This is a genomic window from Candidatus Binatia bacterium (assembly GCA_036493895.1).
Classification (GTDB): Bacteria; Desulfobacterota; Binatia; order UBA1149; family CAITLU01; genus DATNBU01.
In genome coordinates, this window is record DASXOZ010000028.1 from 1 (window position 1) to 14,567 (window position 14,567).

Below are 14,567 nucleotides of genomic sequence, written 5' to 3' on the forward strand. Positions count from 1 at the left end.
GCTGGTGCCTGACCCCGCCATCGACCCCGAGATCGCATGATTGCCCGAGGCACGCATCTCACGCGAACGTCGCACGGGAACTGATGCGCGCAGCGCGCATTGCCGCGCGCTGCGTCACCCCGGTTTCACTTCCTCGAAGTCCGCATCGACGACGTCATCGCCCGACTTGCCCGGGCCTCCCGCCGAAGCTCCGGCGCCCGGATGTGCCCCGTCTCCGCCGCCCTGCTGCGAAGCTCCGTCGGCCTGGGCCTTCTTGTACATGACCTCGGCGAGCTTGTGCGCAGTCTTTTCGAGCTCGTTCTTCGCTTCGCGGATCGCATCGACGTTCTCGAGCTGCAGCGCGGGCCTTGCCTTTTCGACCGCCGCCTTGACTTCGCTCTTGAGCGACTCGTCGGCGGCTTCGCCGGCATCGGCGAGGCTCTTCTCGAGGCGGTAGATCATCGTGTCGAGCTCGTTGCGGGCGTCGACCAGCTCGCGCTTCTTGTGGTCTTCGGCCGCATGCGACTCGGCGTCCTTGATCATGCGGTCGATCTCGTCCTTGGAAAGGCCGCTGTCGGACTTGATCTCGATCCTCTGCTCGCGGCCGGTGCCCTTGTCCTTGGCGGACACGTGCATGATGCCGTTGGCATCGATGTCGAACGTCACTTCCACCTGGGGCATTCCGCGCGGCGCCGGCGCGATTCCCGTCAGGTCGAACTGGCCGAGCAGCTTGTTGTGCACGGCGATCTCACGCTCGCCCTGGAACACCTTGATCGACACTGCCGGCTGGTTGTCCTCGGCCGTCGAGAACACCTGCGCCTTCTGGGTGGGGATCGTCGTGTTCTTTTCGATCAGCTTGGTGAACACGCCGCCGAGAGTCTCGATGCCGAGCGACAGCGGAGTGACGTCCAGCAGCAGCACGTCCTTGACCTCGCCGGCCAGCACGCCGCCCTGGATCGCCGCGCCGATCGCGACCACTTCGTCGGGGTTGACGCCGCGGTGCGGTTCCTTCTGGAACAGCTTGCGCACGTGCTCCTGCACCGCCGGCATGCGCGTCATGCCGCCGACCAGCACGACCTCGTCGATCTGCGCCGCCGAAAGTCCGGCGTCGCGCATCGCGGTCTGGCAGGGGCCGTCGAGGCGGTCGAGCAACGGCGCGCACAGCGACTCGAGCCGGGCGCGCGTCAGCTTGATGTTCAGGTGCTTCGGGCCCGACTGGTCGGCCGTGATGAACGGCAGGTTGACGTCGGTCTCGGCCGACGTCGACAGCTCGCACTTGGCCTTCTCGGCCGCTTCCTTCAGGCGCTGCAGCGCCATGCGGTCCTTCGAAAGGTCGATGCCCTGGTCCTTGCGGAACTCCGCGACGAGGAACTCGATGATGGCCTGGTCGAAATCTTCGCCGCCGAGGAAGGTGTCGCCGTTGGTCGCCTTCACTTCGAAGACGCCCTGGCCGAGCTCGAGGATCGAGATGTCGAACGTGCCGCCGCCGAGGTCGAACACCGCGATCTTGCGGTCGCCCGTCTTGTCGAGGCCGTAGGCAAGAGCCGCCGCGGTGGGCTCGTTGATGATGCGCAGCACGTTCAGGCCGGCCACCTGCCCGGCGTCCTTGGTCGCCTGGCGCTGGCTGTCGTTGAAGTACGCAGGCACGGTGATCACTGCGTCGGTGATCGTCTCGCCGAGGTAGTCCTCGGCGGTCTTCTTCATCTTCTGCAGCACCATCGCCGAGATCTCGGCAGGGCTCATCACCTTGCCGCCGAGCTTGACGTACGCGGCGCCGTTGTCGGCGGGCACGACTTCGTAGCCGAGGTGGGTGCGCGCCTTGGCAACGTCGGCGTCGTCGTAGCGGCGGCCGATCAGGCGCTTGACCGCGTAAACGGTGTTGCGCGGATTCGTGATCGCCTGGCGCCGCGCGATCTGGCCGACCAGACGCTCGCCGCTGTCGTTGACCGCGACGACCGACGGCGTCGTGCGACCGCCTTCGGAGTTGGCGATGACAGTCGGTTGCCCTCCTTCGAGGACGGCCACGCAGGAATTGGTGGTACCGAGATCGATGCCGATGACCTTGCCCATGGGTTCCCTCTTGCAACGAAAGCCGCGGGCCTCAGTGGACCTCGGACGGCCTTCGGGAATTTGTGCGCCTCGTCGCGCCTTGGATGCTAGGTAAGCACCGAGACCGACAGCGCAAGCCCAATTTCAGGATTCCTGATCCATTGCCGGGTCGTCTTGCGGCGCCCTTGCGACCGAAACCATCGCGGCGCGCAGCAGCCGGTCGCGGATCCGGTATCCCGCGCGGAAAACGGCGACGACGGTGCCCGGTGGGGCCTCGTCGGTCGCGACCATCGTGACGGCTTCGTGCTCGGCCGGGTCAAACGGCTTGCCTTGGGCCTCGATCCTTTCGACCCCGTTGCGCTTCAGCGCAGACAGCAGCCCCTTGAGCACCAGCTCGATGCCTCCGGTGACGGCGGGGCCGGCGCTGCCCGCGTGTCCGAGGGCCCTTTCGAGGTCGTCGATGGCCTGCAGGATGTCGCGGGCCAGCGACTCACCGTCGTAACGCGCCCTGTCTTCGAGCTCGCGCTGGTGACGCTTGCGGATGTTGTCGAGGTCGGCCTTGGCGCGCACGAAGCGCTCGTAGTTTTCCGCAGCTTCCTTGCGCGCGGCGTCGAGCTGGTCTTCGGCGGTCGCGATTGCCGGTTCGGCGTCCTCTCCGGTCGCATCCACGGATGTTGCCGCCTCGCTGCGGTTGGCCGCGGTTTCGCGGCGGCCCTCGGAATCGGCGCGGGTAGCCGAGGTCTCGCTTTCGTCGCGTTCGGTCATGACGGGGACGCCGGGGCGCACGCCGCGGCGGCCGGAAGCTAAGGCGCGGCTGCCGCCTGTCAATGCCTCCCGGGCCAGCTCGGGCAGAAAATTCGTGGTGCACGCTGCACCGCGGGGGGTCGGGCAGGTCGAGCAGCCTCGCGCGATGCGCAGCGGCGCCCCGGCGACGCGCCGGCCTTGCCAATTGGGCGGGGGCGACGTTTTCTGGGCCCGGCGCCGCGCTGCGGGCGTGCGCCAGCTGCGCCCGCGCGGGCCAACCCGCGCAGGCTCAACATGGAAGAAACCGTCACCAGTGCCTTCGTCCTGAGGGGCCGCAACTTCGGCGAGTCCGACCGCATCGTCGTGCTGCTGACCGAGGCCGCCGGCAAGATTTCCGCGATCGCGAAGGGGGCCCGGCGCTCGACCCGTCGCTTTGCCGGGGGTGCTCTCGAGCCTTTCCAGGAACTCCAGGTGCGGCTTGATCGTAAGTCTCAGTTTTCATTGGCTTTTCTTCACGAGAGCCGCGTGCTCGGGTCGAACCGGGCGTTGGCGGCCAACCTCGATGCCTACGCGTGGGGCTCCTATTTGACGGAGCTGGCCGAGTTGATGACCGCCGACCGGGACCCCTGCCCCGACCTGTATGAGCTCTACCGCGACGTCGTCAGCCGCCTCGGCCGCGACGCCGTCGAGCCGCTGGCTCACCATTTCGTGCTCGGGCTGCTCGACCGCAGCGGCTGGGCACCCGACTTCGACGCCTGCGGAATCTGCGCGGAGCCGGTCACCGAGTACTCGCGGCCCATCCTCGACAGCCGCGGCAGCGGCGTCATCTGCGCGCGCCACGAAGCCGAAGCCGCCGGAGTCGATCCTTCGAGCGGGAGCTTCCGCCCTAGCCGCCGCGTCATCGATCCGGAGCTGATGGCGTATGTCCGCGAAGCCGCCGCGAGGGTTCCGCCGCAGGCGTCGCCCGACGTCGCGCGGCTGGCCACTGCGCTGCTCGAGCGGCTGGTCGACCTGCACCTGCAAAAGCCGCTGCGCTCGCGCGCGTTCCTCAAGTCTCTGGCGCGCGAGTTCGCGGACGGCACAAACCAGACCGACGAGAACGCGGACAAGGACGCCTCGGGAGCGAGCCCCGGTGACCTCGAAAAAAAGGAGCTGACGTGAAAGCGATCGTGATTGCCGAATACGGGGAACCCGAAGTACTGACGCTGCGCGAGCTGCCCGACCCGCACGCGAGTGCCGACGACCTGCTGGTGAGCGTGCGTGCGACGGCGCTCAACCGGGCCGATCTGCTGCAGCGACGCGGGCTCTATCCGCAGCCCGGCGCGAAGCCCGAATTCGAAATTCCGGGGCTCGAGTTCGCGGGCACCGTCGCCACGGCGGGTGCGGCAACGACAGGTTTTTCCGCCGGAGATCGCGTGATGGGACTCCTCGCCGGCGGCGGTTACGCAGAGAAGATCGCGATCCACCACCGCCTGGCTTCGCCGATTCCGTCGTCGCTCGGCTTCGAGGAAGCGGCGTCGGTGCCGGAGGCGTTCATCACGGCGCACGATGCTCTCGTGCAGTGCGGCTTTACGTGCGGCGAGAGCGTTCTCGTCCACGCGTGCGGCTCGGGTGTCGGCACGGCTGCGATCCAGATTGCGCGCGCCATGGGCGCATCAAAGATCTTCGGCACGGCGGGATCGGCTGCAAAGCTCGAGCAGGCGACGGCGCTCGGGCTCGACGTCGGCATCGACTACAAGAGCGAGAATTTCGCCGAACGCATCGCGACGGAGACGGGCAAGCGCGGCGTCGACGTGATCCTCGACTTCGTCGGCGCGTCCTATCTCGAAGGGAACCTGCGCTCGCTGGCCGAGAAAGGCCGCATCATCGTCATCGGCCTGATGGGAGGCTTCACCGGCGACCTGCCGCTTGGCATGCTGATGCAGAAGCGCGCATCGATCCGCGGCACCCTTCTGCGGGCGCGCTCCCTCGAAGAGAAGGCGGCGGCCACGCGCGCGTTCGAGAAGAGCGTGCTGCCGCACCTTGCCAGCGGCCGCATCCGCACGGTCGTCGACACCGTCCTCCCTCTTGCCGAAGCCGCCGCCGCGCACCGCCTGATGGAATCCAACGCAAACTTCGGAAAAATCGTGCTACGCGTGTAATGGGGTCAGGCACCAGAGGAATAGTGCCTGACCCCATTCCTCTGGTGCCTGACCCCATTCCATCCCCGTTATGCCGGGGCGCGGATGCGGCCTCGCTGCACGAAGAGGCGCAGCACCGTGTAGATCGCGCGGGCGATCTCCTTGCGCGAGATCTTCGAGACGCCCTCGCGGCGATCTTCGAACAGGATCGGCGTCTCGCCGACGGCCGCGCCGGAGGCCTGCACGAGGTAGAGGATCTCGATCAGGAACGAGTAGCCGTTCGAGAAAATCTGGTCCAGATCGACCGCCGCCAGCGCCTCGCGGCGATAGAAGCGGAAGCCGGCCGTGCAGTCGGCGGGCTCGAGCCCGAGCAGCCCGCGCGCGAACGCATTGGCGCCGCGGCTGAGCAGGCGCCGGTGCAGCTTGAAATCGCGCGTGCCTCCGCCCGGCACGTAGCGCGATCCGATCATCACGTCGCTTTGTTCGAGCCCCGCGACGAGGTCGGGGATGTAGCGCGGATGATGCGAGAAATCCGCATCCATGGTGCCGATCGGATCCAGCCCGAGCTCCTGGGCGCGGCGAATCCCGGCGATGTGCGCCGTGCCGAGGCCGAGCTTGGCGGGGCGGTGCACGACGTGCAGGCGCGAGTCGCGCGCCGCGTACTCGTCGAGCAGCCGCCCGGTGCCGTCGGGAGAATTGTCGTCGACGACAACGACGTGGGCGCCGAGCGGCAGCGCAAGAATCGCGTCGACGAGACGGACGATGTTCTCGCTCTCGTTGTACGTCGGGATGACGACAGCAGGGCTCGTCGCGGGGTCGGGCATTCGGCGTCGTCGTATCGTTGCGAGGCCGCGCGTTGTCAAGGAACACGCGGCGCCGGTGTGCTGCCCAGTCGCGCGACGTCTTCGGCAGTGACATCGAACACGTAGATCGAGCGACCAATTCTCGCGACCGGCTCGAGCCGGTCGTACCAGCTCCATGCGCCGGCGCGCACCCCTCGGATGCCATTGCCGGCGTACGTGATCGCGTAAGGATAACCGCCGAGGAAGTTCGCGCTGATCGCGCAAAGGCCCGGCGCGGGGGCCGGGGACGGAAGCGTGAAATCGATCCCGTAGACTTTCGGATCGACGTGACCGAAATAGCCGATGCACGCGCTCGTGCTTCCCCGTCCCTTCAGCCAGGCGGCCAGCCGCCCGAGGTCCTGTCCCCAGTCGAGATTCGAATCGAGGAGAAGCTTTCGGGAGTGCTCCGGGCCTCCGGCGAACTCGTTGAACCACGACAGGGGATCGGGCTCGGCGACGACGAAGTTGACGGCCTGCCACGCGAGCAGCCCCGCAAGAATCCAGCGCCCGGCAGCGCGCCCGAGCAGCACGTCGGCGCCCTGTGCCGCGATGAGGATGAGAAAAGGAAACGCCGGCAGCAGGTAGCGCACTCCGTAGTCCTTCGCGTAGTGGAACGACAGGAAGTACACGAGCAGCAGCGGGGGCAGCAGCAGCCACAGCGCCGACGCGCGCTTCTCGGTGCTGCGCAGCAGCACAGCGGTAGAGAAAAGACCGAGCGCGAGGAGCGCGATCGTCGGAATCGGCGTCTTCAGCGCCAGCGCGACCAGGTAGTAGTACCACCATCCTGTCTGCGACCAGCGCCCGTCGAGGAACGCGGGATATTCCCCCGCGCTGCTCGCGGCGAGCTGGAAGCGAAGGCCTTCGAGGAGCGGAGCCGGCAGCGGAAATCCCGAAAAGCCGTACGACGCGAGAATCGCGACCCAGGCCGACGCCGCCATGATCGCGCCACCGACGACGAACCACCGCAGCGACGGGCCGTCCCAGCGCTGCCACCGCAGCGCGACGAGCAACGGCACCAGCGGCGCAAAAAGCACCGCCGTTCCCTTGACGACGAACGCGAAACCGAACAGTGCCCCGGTAAGCGCCGCCCAGCCCCATTCGCGAGTCGATGCGAAGCGGTCGGTCGCAACGAGGGCGGCCACGAGCAGCACGCTGACTCCGAGGTCGAGCGTGGCCACCGCGCTATGAGCAACGAGCGGAGGCATCGTCGCGAACAGGAACAGCGCGACGATCGCGGCCGCAGGGCTCACAAGCTCTCGCGCGCGTGCGAACAACAGCACCCCGAGCCCGACACCGAGCGCGACAATCACCAGGCGCGCCGCGAAAAACAGGTCGAGATAACGGTCGCGATTGAGCTGCATGAAGCTGGTGCCGAAGATCCACGGCCCCCAGCCGGTGCGGTTGTCGCGCAGCCGCGGGTCCGCGTCGATGCGCGCGTCCATCGCGGCAAGCGGAAGCGCCATCAGCATCTTCAGAAGCGGAGGGTTGGTCGGATCGAACGAAAGATCGCCGGTGCGAAGTTGGTAGAGCCCGGCCGGTACGTAGACGAACTCGTCGGGAGTCGGCGTGTTCGTGCGCGCCGGAATGACGGCGCCGAGCGCGAACACGGCCAGGAGGACGATGGCCGCAACCAGCCGCACCATCGGGCGGCCGGCAGCGGCCTGCAGGCTGTCACCGGAATCGGAATCGAAATCGGCCAGCGAAAGCGACGCAGCGGCGCGCGACGATTCGGATGGTGAAGGTGACGTCGGGCGAGCCGATGTGGATGCCGGCGCCACCGGCGAACGCGCAGTGCTAGTGGCGCTGCGTTCGCCGGCAGAATCTTCGCGCCTGCCGCTTCCCGCGGTTTCCCCCGGCCGCGGCGCCCGGGGCGGCTTCCTGCTGCTTTTTCGCGTCATCGCAGTCCGAAGCCACTATTTCGAGCGTCCGCCGCGAGTGCCGACGAGCTGCTTGCGCCGGAAGCAATCGACGGCGTGATCGTTGACGATGCCGGTGGCCTGCAGGTGCGCGTAAACGATCGTCGTGCCGACGAAACGGAAACCGCGCTTCTTGAGATCCTTGCTGATCGTGTCCGACAGGTCGGTGCGCGGGGGATAATCCTCGATGCGTCGAAGACCGCTCGAGACGATGGGCCTGCCGTCGACGAACGCCCAGATGTATTTGGAGAACGAGCCGAACTCCTTCTGCACGGCCAGGAAACATCTGGCGTTGGCGACCGCGCACTGCACCTTGAGACGGTTTCGCACGATGCCAGGGTCTTGCAGCAGTTTCTCGATGCGTGCCGGCGTGAAGCGCGCGACGCGCTCCGGATCGAAATCGGCGAATGCCGTCCTGTAGGACTCGCGCTTTCTCAGGATCGTGTACCAGCTGAGGCCCGCCTGCGCGGCCTCCAGCGTCAGGAACTCGAAGATGCGCCGGTCGTCGCGGACAGGCACCCCCCATTCCTTGTCGTGGTAGGCGACGTAGTCCGGCTTGCCGAGGTCCACCCACGGACAACGCTTGAGGCGGTCTGCCACTTCATCGCCGCGGCGGCTCAGGGCCGCAGCGCCTCGCTGCCCGCTGCTCCGCGCGCATCCGTGATGAACGACGACAGGGAGCGGGACTGAAGCCCTTTTCCGTCGAAATTGCCGTCGGCGAGCCAGCTTTCGAGCGCCGTGCGAAGCGCCGGCCACTGGCTGTCGAGGATCGAGAGCCATGCGGTGTCGCGACTTCGGCCCTTGACGACCATGTGCTGGCGGAAGACGCCTTCGAAACGGAAGCCGAGTCGTTGGGCAGCGGCCAGCGACGGGGCGTTGGCGCTGTCGCATTTCCATTCGTAGCGGCGGTATCCAAGGTCGTCGAAGACGCGTTTCATCATCAGGTACATCGCCTCGGTCGCAATCGGTCTGCGCTGCATTGCCGGCGAATAGCTGAGATGACCGACCTCGATCGTTCCCATCGCCGGCTCGATGCGCAGCCAGGCCGCAACGCCGACGGGCCTCTCGCTCGCGCGGTCGACGATTGCGAACGGGATCGTATGGTCGAGCGACTGGATCACCTGGACCGCATTCGCGTATTCGTCGGCCGTCGCGAACGGACCGTACGGAAGGTAGGTCCAGTTGCGGCCTTCGGGGTCGGCGCGGTACGCGTCGAAAAGCAGGCGCGCGTGGCGGCTGGCCTCCAGCGGTTCGAGGCGGCACAGGCGGCCGTCCATCGGCTCACGCGCCGGAACCGGACGCGGCGTCCATCCCGCCAGCGGAGGACCGACCGGCTGGCCGAAGCTGTTTGTCACCACCGGCATCGCGAACCGGCGCGCAACGTAGACGCGGTGCCCGTTCGATCCAACGCGTGCGCACACGTTCGCACCCGGAGCGTGCCGTTGGCCGCTCTTTCACCGGGGCTCCGGCGACGCTCCGGCCAAGCTGCGGCTCGAGGCGTTCCGCGGCACGAGAGGCTGCGGCGGATGTTCCCGTCCGGATTCGAGGCTGCGGCGGGCGCTCCGGGTCCGGATCCGGTGGCTGCGGCGGGGCTCCGGTCCGGATCCGGTGGCCGGCTCCGACCGAATTTCCGCTCCCCCAAGTTCTTGTGAACCACCCAATCGAGGGAGGGTTGACTGCCCGCCGGGCCACCATTAGCACCGCTTTGCGATGGCCTTTGCTTCGAGCAGAAGCGCGAACATGCCGCCACGGTTCGCCCTGGACGACGAGATCGGCCGCGAGCTGGACGCCATCGAGGAGCGCGGACTGCTCAGGCGCCTGAGGACGATCGACGGCGCCCAGGACGCGGTCGTCCGCGTCGATGGCCGCGACGCCGTCCTTCTCTGCTCGAACAACTACCTCGGCCTGGCCTCGCACCCGGAAGTCGTCGAGGCCGCGGCCCGCGCCACGCGCAACTACGGGGCCAGCGCCGTCTCCTCGCGCCTGATCTCCGGTCACATGAGGCCGCATGCGCTTCTCGAAGAGAAGATCGCGGCATGGAAAGGCGTCGACGCAGCGCTACTGTGGTCGACCGGTTATCACGCGAACATCGGCGTAATCTCCTCGCTCGTCGGCCCCGGCGACGCGGTCGTCAGCGACGAGCTGAACCACGCGAGCATCATCGACGGCTGCCGCCTGTCGCGCGCGCGCGTCGCCGTATACCGACACAACGATGTCGACAGCCTGCACGAGGCGCTCGCATCGTGCGCAGACGCGCGCCGCATCCTCGTCGTCACCGAATCGGTATTCTCGATGGACGGCGACCTGGCGCCGCTTGCGGCAATCGCCGATGCAGCCGAAGCGCACGGTGCCTGGCTGATGGTCGACGAAGCGCACGCGGCCGGAATCTTCGGTCCGGCGGGAGCGGGGCTGGTTGCCGAAAAAGGACTGACGTCGCGAATCGACGTGCACATGGGCACCCTCGGCAAGGCTCTCGCGAGCTTCGGTGCCTACGTCGCCGGCTCGCACCGCCTGATCGAGCACCTGATCAATCGCGCGCGACCGTTCATCTTCACGACCGGTTTGCCGCCGTCGGCTGCCGCGGCCGCATCGGCGGCCCTCGACATCATTGCGCGCGAGCCGGGCCGTGCGTTCCGCCTGCTCGAAAATGCGCGCTCGCTCGGACTGCGGCTTCGAGAAGCAGGTCTTCGCGTGCCCAACGTGGAAAGCCAGATCCTGCCCGTCGTGGTGGGCGATGCACGGCGCGCGGTCGCTGCCGCCGCCGCGCTGCTCGAGCGAGGCTACTATGTCGCCGCCATCCGGCCTCCGACGGTGCCGGACGGCACCTCGCGGCTTCGCCTGAGCCTGATGGCGACTCACCAAGAAGAACACATCGACGGCGTCGCCGCCGCTCTCGTCGAAATCCTCGGAGAGACCGCGCAGTGAAACGGGCCGCCAACGAAGCGCTGGCCGACGCCCGCCACCAGGCGCTCGTCGAAAAGGACCGGCGCCTGCTGTGGCACCCGTTCACGCAGACCAGCGAATGGCTCTCCTACGACCCGCTCGTCGTCGAGCGGGCCAGCGGATTCTGGCTGTTCGGAACCGACGGACGCCGCTATCTCGACGGCGTCTCCTCGTTGTGGTGCAACGTGCACGGCCACGGACATCCCGCCATCGTCGCGGCGCTGCACTCCCAGCTCGACCGTCTCCAGCACTCGACGATGCTCGGTCTTTCGCACGTGCCTGCGATCGAGCTTGCCGAGCGTCTGGTCGCGATGACACCGCTGCCGCTCACGCGCGTGTTCTACTCCGACTCGGGCTCGACGTCGGTCGAAGTGGCGCTGCGCATGGCGTTCCAGTACCAGCGCCAGAGCGGGCACCCCGAGCGCTCGCGTTTCGTCACGCTCGCCGAGGCCTACCATGGCGACACCCTCGGGTCGGTGAGCCTCGGATTCTCGGAGCCTTTTCATCGCGGCTACGAGGCGCTGACGTTTCGTGTCTCCAAGTTCGAGCCTCCGTTTCTCTGCCAGCCGATCGACGGGCGCGGCGCGTGCGACGACGTAGCGCTGGAGGAGGCGGCGCGCGAAAGCCTGGCGCGACTCGAAGCGCTGCTCGACGCCGAAGGCGAGCACGTCGCGGCCGTGGTGCTCGAGCCCCTGGTGCAGGGAGCGGCCGGAATCTGGCCGCAGCCGCCGTCGTTCCTGCGATCCGTGCGCGAGCTCTGCGATCGATCCGGCTGCCTGATGGTATGCGACGAAGTCGCGACGGGATTCGGTCGCACCGGAACGATGTTCGCCGTCGAGCAGGCCGGCATCTCGCCCGACATCCTGTGCCTGGCCAAGGGCATCACCGGTGGTTACCTGCCGCTGGCCGCAACGCTCGCGACAGAAAAGATTTACGAAGCGTTCTCGGGACGTCCGTCGCAGTACCGTGCGCTTTTTCACGGCCACACCTACGGCGGCAATCCGCTCGCGTGCGCGGCAGCACTGGCCAGCCTCGACGTCTTCGACGACGAGCAGACGCTCCAGCGCGCGGCCGAGGGAGGGCGTCGCCTCGGCCAGCTGCTCGATGAGCACGTCGCACCGCTGGAGCACGCCGGGCCGCCGCGTCGGGTCGGAATGATGGCGGCCTTCGACCTGTGGCGCGACGCCGAAGAAGGCGAGCGCTTCGCAACCGACGAGCGCCGCGCGCACCGCGCTGTGCTGATCGCACGCGATGACGGAGTGGCAATCCGCCCCCTCGGCGATACGATGGTGCTGATGCCCACGCTTTCGCTCCCCGACGACCTGCTGGAAACACTGGTCGTCACCACTGCGCGCGCCGTGCGGCGCGCGACCCGCGAGTGACGATGCCGATGGCCGCGCGTGCGATTTTCATCACCGGCACCGACACCGACGCGGGAAAAACGCTGGTTTCCTGCGCGATCCTGAAGGCGCTATCGCGGCGCGGCCTGCGCGTCGCAGCGATGAAACCCGTCGAAACGGGCTGCGCCGAAAAAGACGGCGTACTCGTCGGCACCGACTGCATCAAGCTCGCTCGCGCCGCCGGCGGCGCGCAGAGCCCGTCGGATGTCGCCGCGTACCTTCTGCGCGCGCCGGCGGCGCCGCTCGTTGCCGCCGAAGCCGAGGGCACGCGGATCGACAAAGACGTCGTGCTTGCCCGCTTCCGCGAGATCGCCGCGTCGTGCGACTTCCTGCTCGTCGAAGGTGCCGGTGGGCTGATGGTGCCGATGGCCGACGGGTACACGAGCTGCGATCTGGCGCGCGAGCTTGCGATTCCCGTCGTCGTCGTCATCGCGTCGCGACTCGGCTGCATCAATCACGCGCTGCTGACGCTCGATGCACTGGCGCGCGACGGGATTCCAGTGGCGGGCTACGTACTCAACGAAATCAGCGCCGGCGGCGAATACGAGCTGGCGCTCAAGACCAATCGCGACATCATCGGCCGCTTCACGCCCGCAAGGGACCTCGGCGCGATGCCGTTCATCGACGCGCTTCTTCGCTGCGACCTGGACTACCTGGCCGACCGCGCCGAAGGCTGCCTCGATCTGGATTACTTCACGGCCGGAACGTCGGCCTCCTGACAGGCTACGGGAAACCCCCGGACCTGGTCTGCCTGCTAGCGCACTTTGGCAGCGGCGAGCGCTTCGGCCCGCACGTCGGCAAAGGGCTTTCCGCTTTTTTGCGCGGCACGCGCAACGTCGTCGAATTCCGGCTCGGCAGTTTCCGATCCGTCGGGCCGTGCAACGGTCTTGATGCGAACGGGACCGCTCGTCGTCTCGACGACGTCGATCCGGCGCACGAGCACGTTGCGATGCACGGCGCGGTAGCGCACGCCGATCGACGTCGTATGCAGCAGGATCGCAGCCGCGAGCTTCTCGACGGAGCCGTGATCGCAAAGAACGCAGAGGCGCATCCCGAGCCGGCCCTTCTTCATCTGCAGCGGCAGCACGCTGACGTCGCGCGCGCCGCAGTTTCGCAGCACTTCGCATGCGGCCGCCAGCGCAGCCGGCGTCATGTCGTCGATGTCGGCTTCGACCTGCACGAGGCTTTCGTCGCTCACGTCGTCGGCCGCGCCGAGGAATACGCGCAGGACGTTGGGCCGGTCGCGAAGCCGCTTCGTGCCAGCGCCGCAGCCGCCGGCCTCGATCGTCATCAGCGGATGCATCGGCCGCGCCATCGCGGCCAGGATCGCCGCGCCGGTGGGCGTGACGAGCTCTCCGTCGCCGTCGCCCATGCGCACGTCGAATCCCTGCAGCAGTTTCGCGGTTGCAGGCGCAGGGACGGGGAGGCTTCCGTGCTCGGTGTCGACGAACCCGCTGCCGGACGGGATCGCCGAGACGGTGCACATCTCGATGTCGAGACGATCGAGACACCACGCCGCCGACACGATGTCGATGATGGAATCGACCGCTCCGACTTCGTGGAAATGCACGCGCTCGACCGGCACGCCGTGCACTTCGGATTCGGCCATCGCCAGCACTTCGAAGATCGCCAGCGAGCGGCTCAGCGCACCGTCGGGAAGGCCGCGGCGCTGCGCCTCTTCGAGCAGGTCCTGGATCTCGGGCCACAGTCGCTCCCGGGAATGAGCGGCCTCGTCGATCTCGACGCGAAAATGCAGCGCACGGATGCCGCCGACCTCGACTGCGTCGGCGGCGACCTCGTAGTGCGTCAGCGGCAGCGCGCAAAGCGCCTCGCGAAGCGCCGCGATCGACAGTCCCCTGCCGGCCCCGGCGTCGAGCAGCGCAGCGACCGTCATGTCGCCGGCGATGCCGGAACCAGCCTCGAAATGCGCGATTTTCATGCCGACAGGCCCGATTCCGGTCCCGGCGCGCGCCCGATGCAAGCGCCGGCGGGCCGGCTTGCTCCCGGCCCGGGCGATGCTACCATTCCGCGTTTCCGGAGCCGGACCACCGCCGTCTATAGCGAACCCGACCATGTTCCGATCCCCGTTCACCAACGAACAGCTCGAGATGTTCCGGCGACTGCTGGACGCGCAGCGCGCCCAGCTCATGGACGACGCCGGCAAGACCGTCACGCGCATGGGCGACGTCGCCGAGACTTTCCCCGACCCCACCGACCGGGCCGCCTGGGAGAGCGATTCGACGCGGGACCTGCGCATCCGCGACCGCGAGCGAAAACTGATCGACAAGATCGAGGAGACGCTGAGGCGCATCGACGACGGCACCTTCGGCGAGTGCGAGGAGTGCGGGGAAGTGATCACGATCGGCAGGCTCAAGGCGCGGCCGATGACCACGCTGTGCATTGCGTGCAAATCGGAGCAGGAAGCAGACGAACAAAGGCCCAATCGCCCCTGAGGCGATCATCGGGCGCACAAGGCTTGGGGCAGTAGCTCAGCTGGGAGAGCACCACGTTCGCAACGTGGGGGTCGAGGGTTCGAATCCCTTCTGCTCCACCAAGCCTTCATCCGCGACAGGC

At 67.7% G+C, this 14,567-nt stretch carries 13 protein-coding genes and 1 tRNA gene; 7 read left to right on the forward strand and 7 right to left on the reverse strand.

Features of this window, described 5'->3' with window-relative positions; translation table 11 throughout:
- Positions 1–114: 114 nt before the first annotated feature.
- Together dnaK and grpE are read right to left on the reverse strand one after the other, a co-directional pair.
- Positions 115–2,049: a molecular chaperone DnaK gene (dnaK, locus tag VGK20_07315; protein ID HEY2773846.1), complete on the reverse strand. Its 1,935-nt coding sequence runs from the start codon at positions 2,047–2,049 to the stop codon at positions 115–117.
- A gap of 123 nt (positions 2,050–2,172) precedes the next feature.
- Positions 2,173–2,793, reverse strand: a complete 621-nt coding sequence (gene grpE, locus VGK20_07320) for a nucleotide exchange factor GrpE (protein ID HEY2773847.1) — start codon at positions 2,791–2,793, stop codon at positions 2,173–2,175.
- Between the two features lie 273 nt (positions 2,794–3,066).
- On the opposite strand from grpE, the gene recO reads away from it, so the two are divergent.
- The gene (gene recO / locus VGK20_07325) at positions 3,067–3,933 is read left to right on the forward strand and encodes a DNA repair protein RecO (GenBank protein HEY2773848.1); all 867 of its coding nucleotides are present in this window, start codon (positions 3,067–3,069) and stop codon (positions 3,931–3,933) included.
- Positions 3,930–4,913 (forward strand): NAD(P)H-quinone oxidoreductase, encoded by a 984-nt coding sequence (locus tag VGK20_07330; protein ID HEY2773849.1) that lies wholly within the window; start codon positions 3,930–3,932, stop codon positions 4,911–4,913. Before recO ends, VGK20_07330 begins: the two co-directional genes overlap by 4 nt.
- A 68-nt stretch (positions 4,914–4,981) precedes the next feature.
- On the opposite strand, the gene VGK20_07335 is transcribed toward VGK20_07330, so the two are convergent.
- From VGK20_07335 to VGK20_07350, 4 genes are all read right to left on the reverse strand, one after another.
- The gene (locus tag VGK20_07335) at positions 4,982–5,716 is read right to left on the reverse strand and encodes a polyprenol monophosphomannose synthase (protein HEY2773850.1); all 735 of its coding nucleotides are present in this window, start codon (positions 5,714–5,716) and stop codon (positions 4,982–4,984) included.
- A gap of 35 nt (positions 5,717–5,751) precedes the next feature.
- A complete protein-coding gene (locus tag VGK20_07340; GenBank protein ID HEY2773851.1) occupies positions 5,752–7,512 on the reverse strand; it encodes a glycosyltransferase family 39 protein in 1,761 nt (586 codons plus the stop codon).
- A gap of 135 nt (positions 7,513–7,647) precedes the next feature.
- Positions 7,648–8,250 (reverse strand): DNA-3-methyladenine glycosylase I, encoded by a 603-nt coding sequence (locus VGK20_07345; GenBank protein ID HEY2773852.1) that lies wholly within the window; start codon positions 8,248–8,250, stop codon positions 7,648–7,650.
- Positions 8,251–8,267: 17 nt separating this feature from the next.
- A complete protein-coding gene (locus VGK20_07350; protein ID HEY2773853.1) occupies positions 8,268–9,071 on the reverse strand; it encodes a GNAT family protein in 804 nt (267 codons plus the stop codon).
- Positions 9,072–9,390: 319 nt separating this feature from the next.
- Here VGK20_07350 and bioF point away from each other — a divergent pair, with 319 nt between their 5' ends.
- Genes bioF through bioD form a run of 3 tightly spaced genes read left to right on the forward strand, consistent with a single transcriptional unit; the run spans position 9,391 to position 12,712 of the window.
- On the forward strand, positions 9,391–10,575 hold the full coding sequence (gene bioF / locus VGK20_07355) for an 8-amino-7-oxononanoate synthase (protein ID HEY2773854.1): 1,185 nt from the start codon (positions 9,391–9,393) through the stop codon (positions 10,573–10,575).
- Complete coding sequence (gene bioA / locus VGK20_07360) at positions 10,572–11,975, forward strand: adenosylmethionine--8-amino-7-oxononanoate transaminase (protein ID HEY2773855.1); 1,404 nt, start codon at positions 10,572–10,574, stop codon at positions 11,973–11,975. The genes bioF and bioA overlap by 4 nt, the downstream gene beginning before the upstream one ends.
- Positions 11,976–11,977: 2 nt before the next feature.
- Complete coding sequence (bioD, locus tag VGK20_07365; protein ID HEY2773856.1) at positions 11,978–12,712, forward strand: dethiobiotin synthase; 735 nt, start codon at positions 11,978–11,980, stop codon at positions 12,710–12,712.
- Positions 12,713–12,747: 35 nt separating this feature from the next.
- Here bioD and larC read toward each other — a convergent pair whose 3' ends face one another.
- Positions 12,748–13,932, reverse strand: coding sequence for a nickel pincer cofactor biosynthesis protein LarC (gene larC / locus VGK20_07370; protein HEY2773857.1), 1,185 nt, complete (start codon positions 13,930–13,932; stop codon positions 12,748–12,750).
- A 133-nt stretch (positions 13,933–14,065) separates the two neighbouring features.
- Between larC and dksA the strand changes: the two genes are divergently transcribed.
- Positions 14,066–14,446: an RNA polymerase-binding protein DksA gene (gene dksA, locus VGK20_07375; GenBank protein HEY2773858.1), complete on the forward strand. Its 381-nt coding sequence runs from the start codon at positions 14,066–14,068 to the stop codon at positions 14,444–14,446.
- 25 nt (positions 14,447–14,471) lie between these two features.
- Positions 14,472–14,547, forward strand: a tRNA-Ala gene (locus tag VGK20_07380).
- Positions 14,548–14,567: the final 20 nt, after the last annotated feature.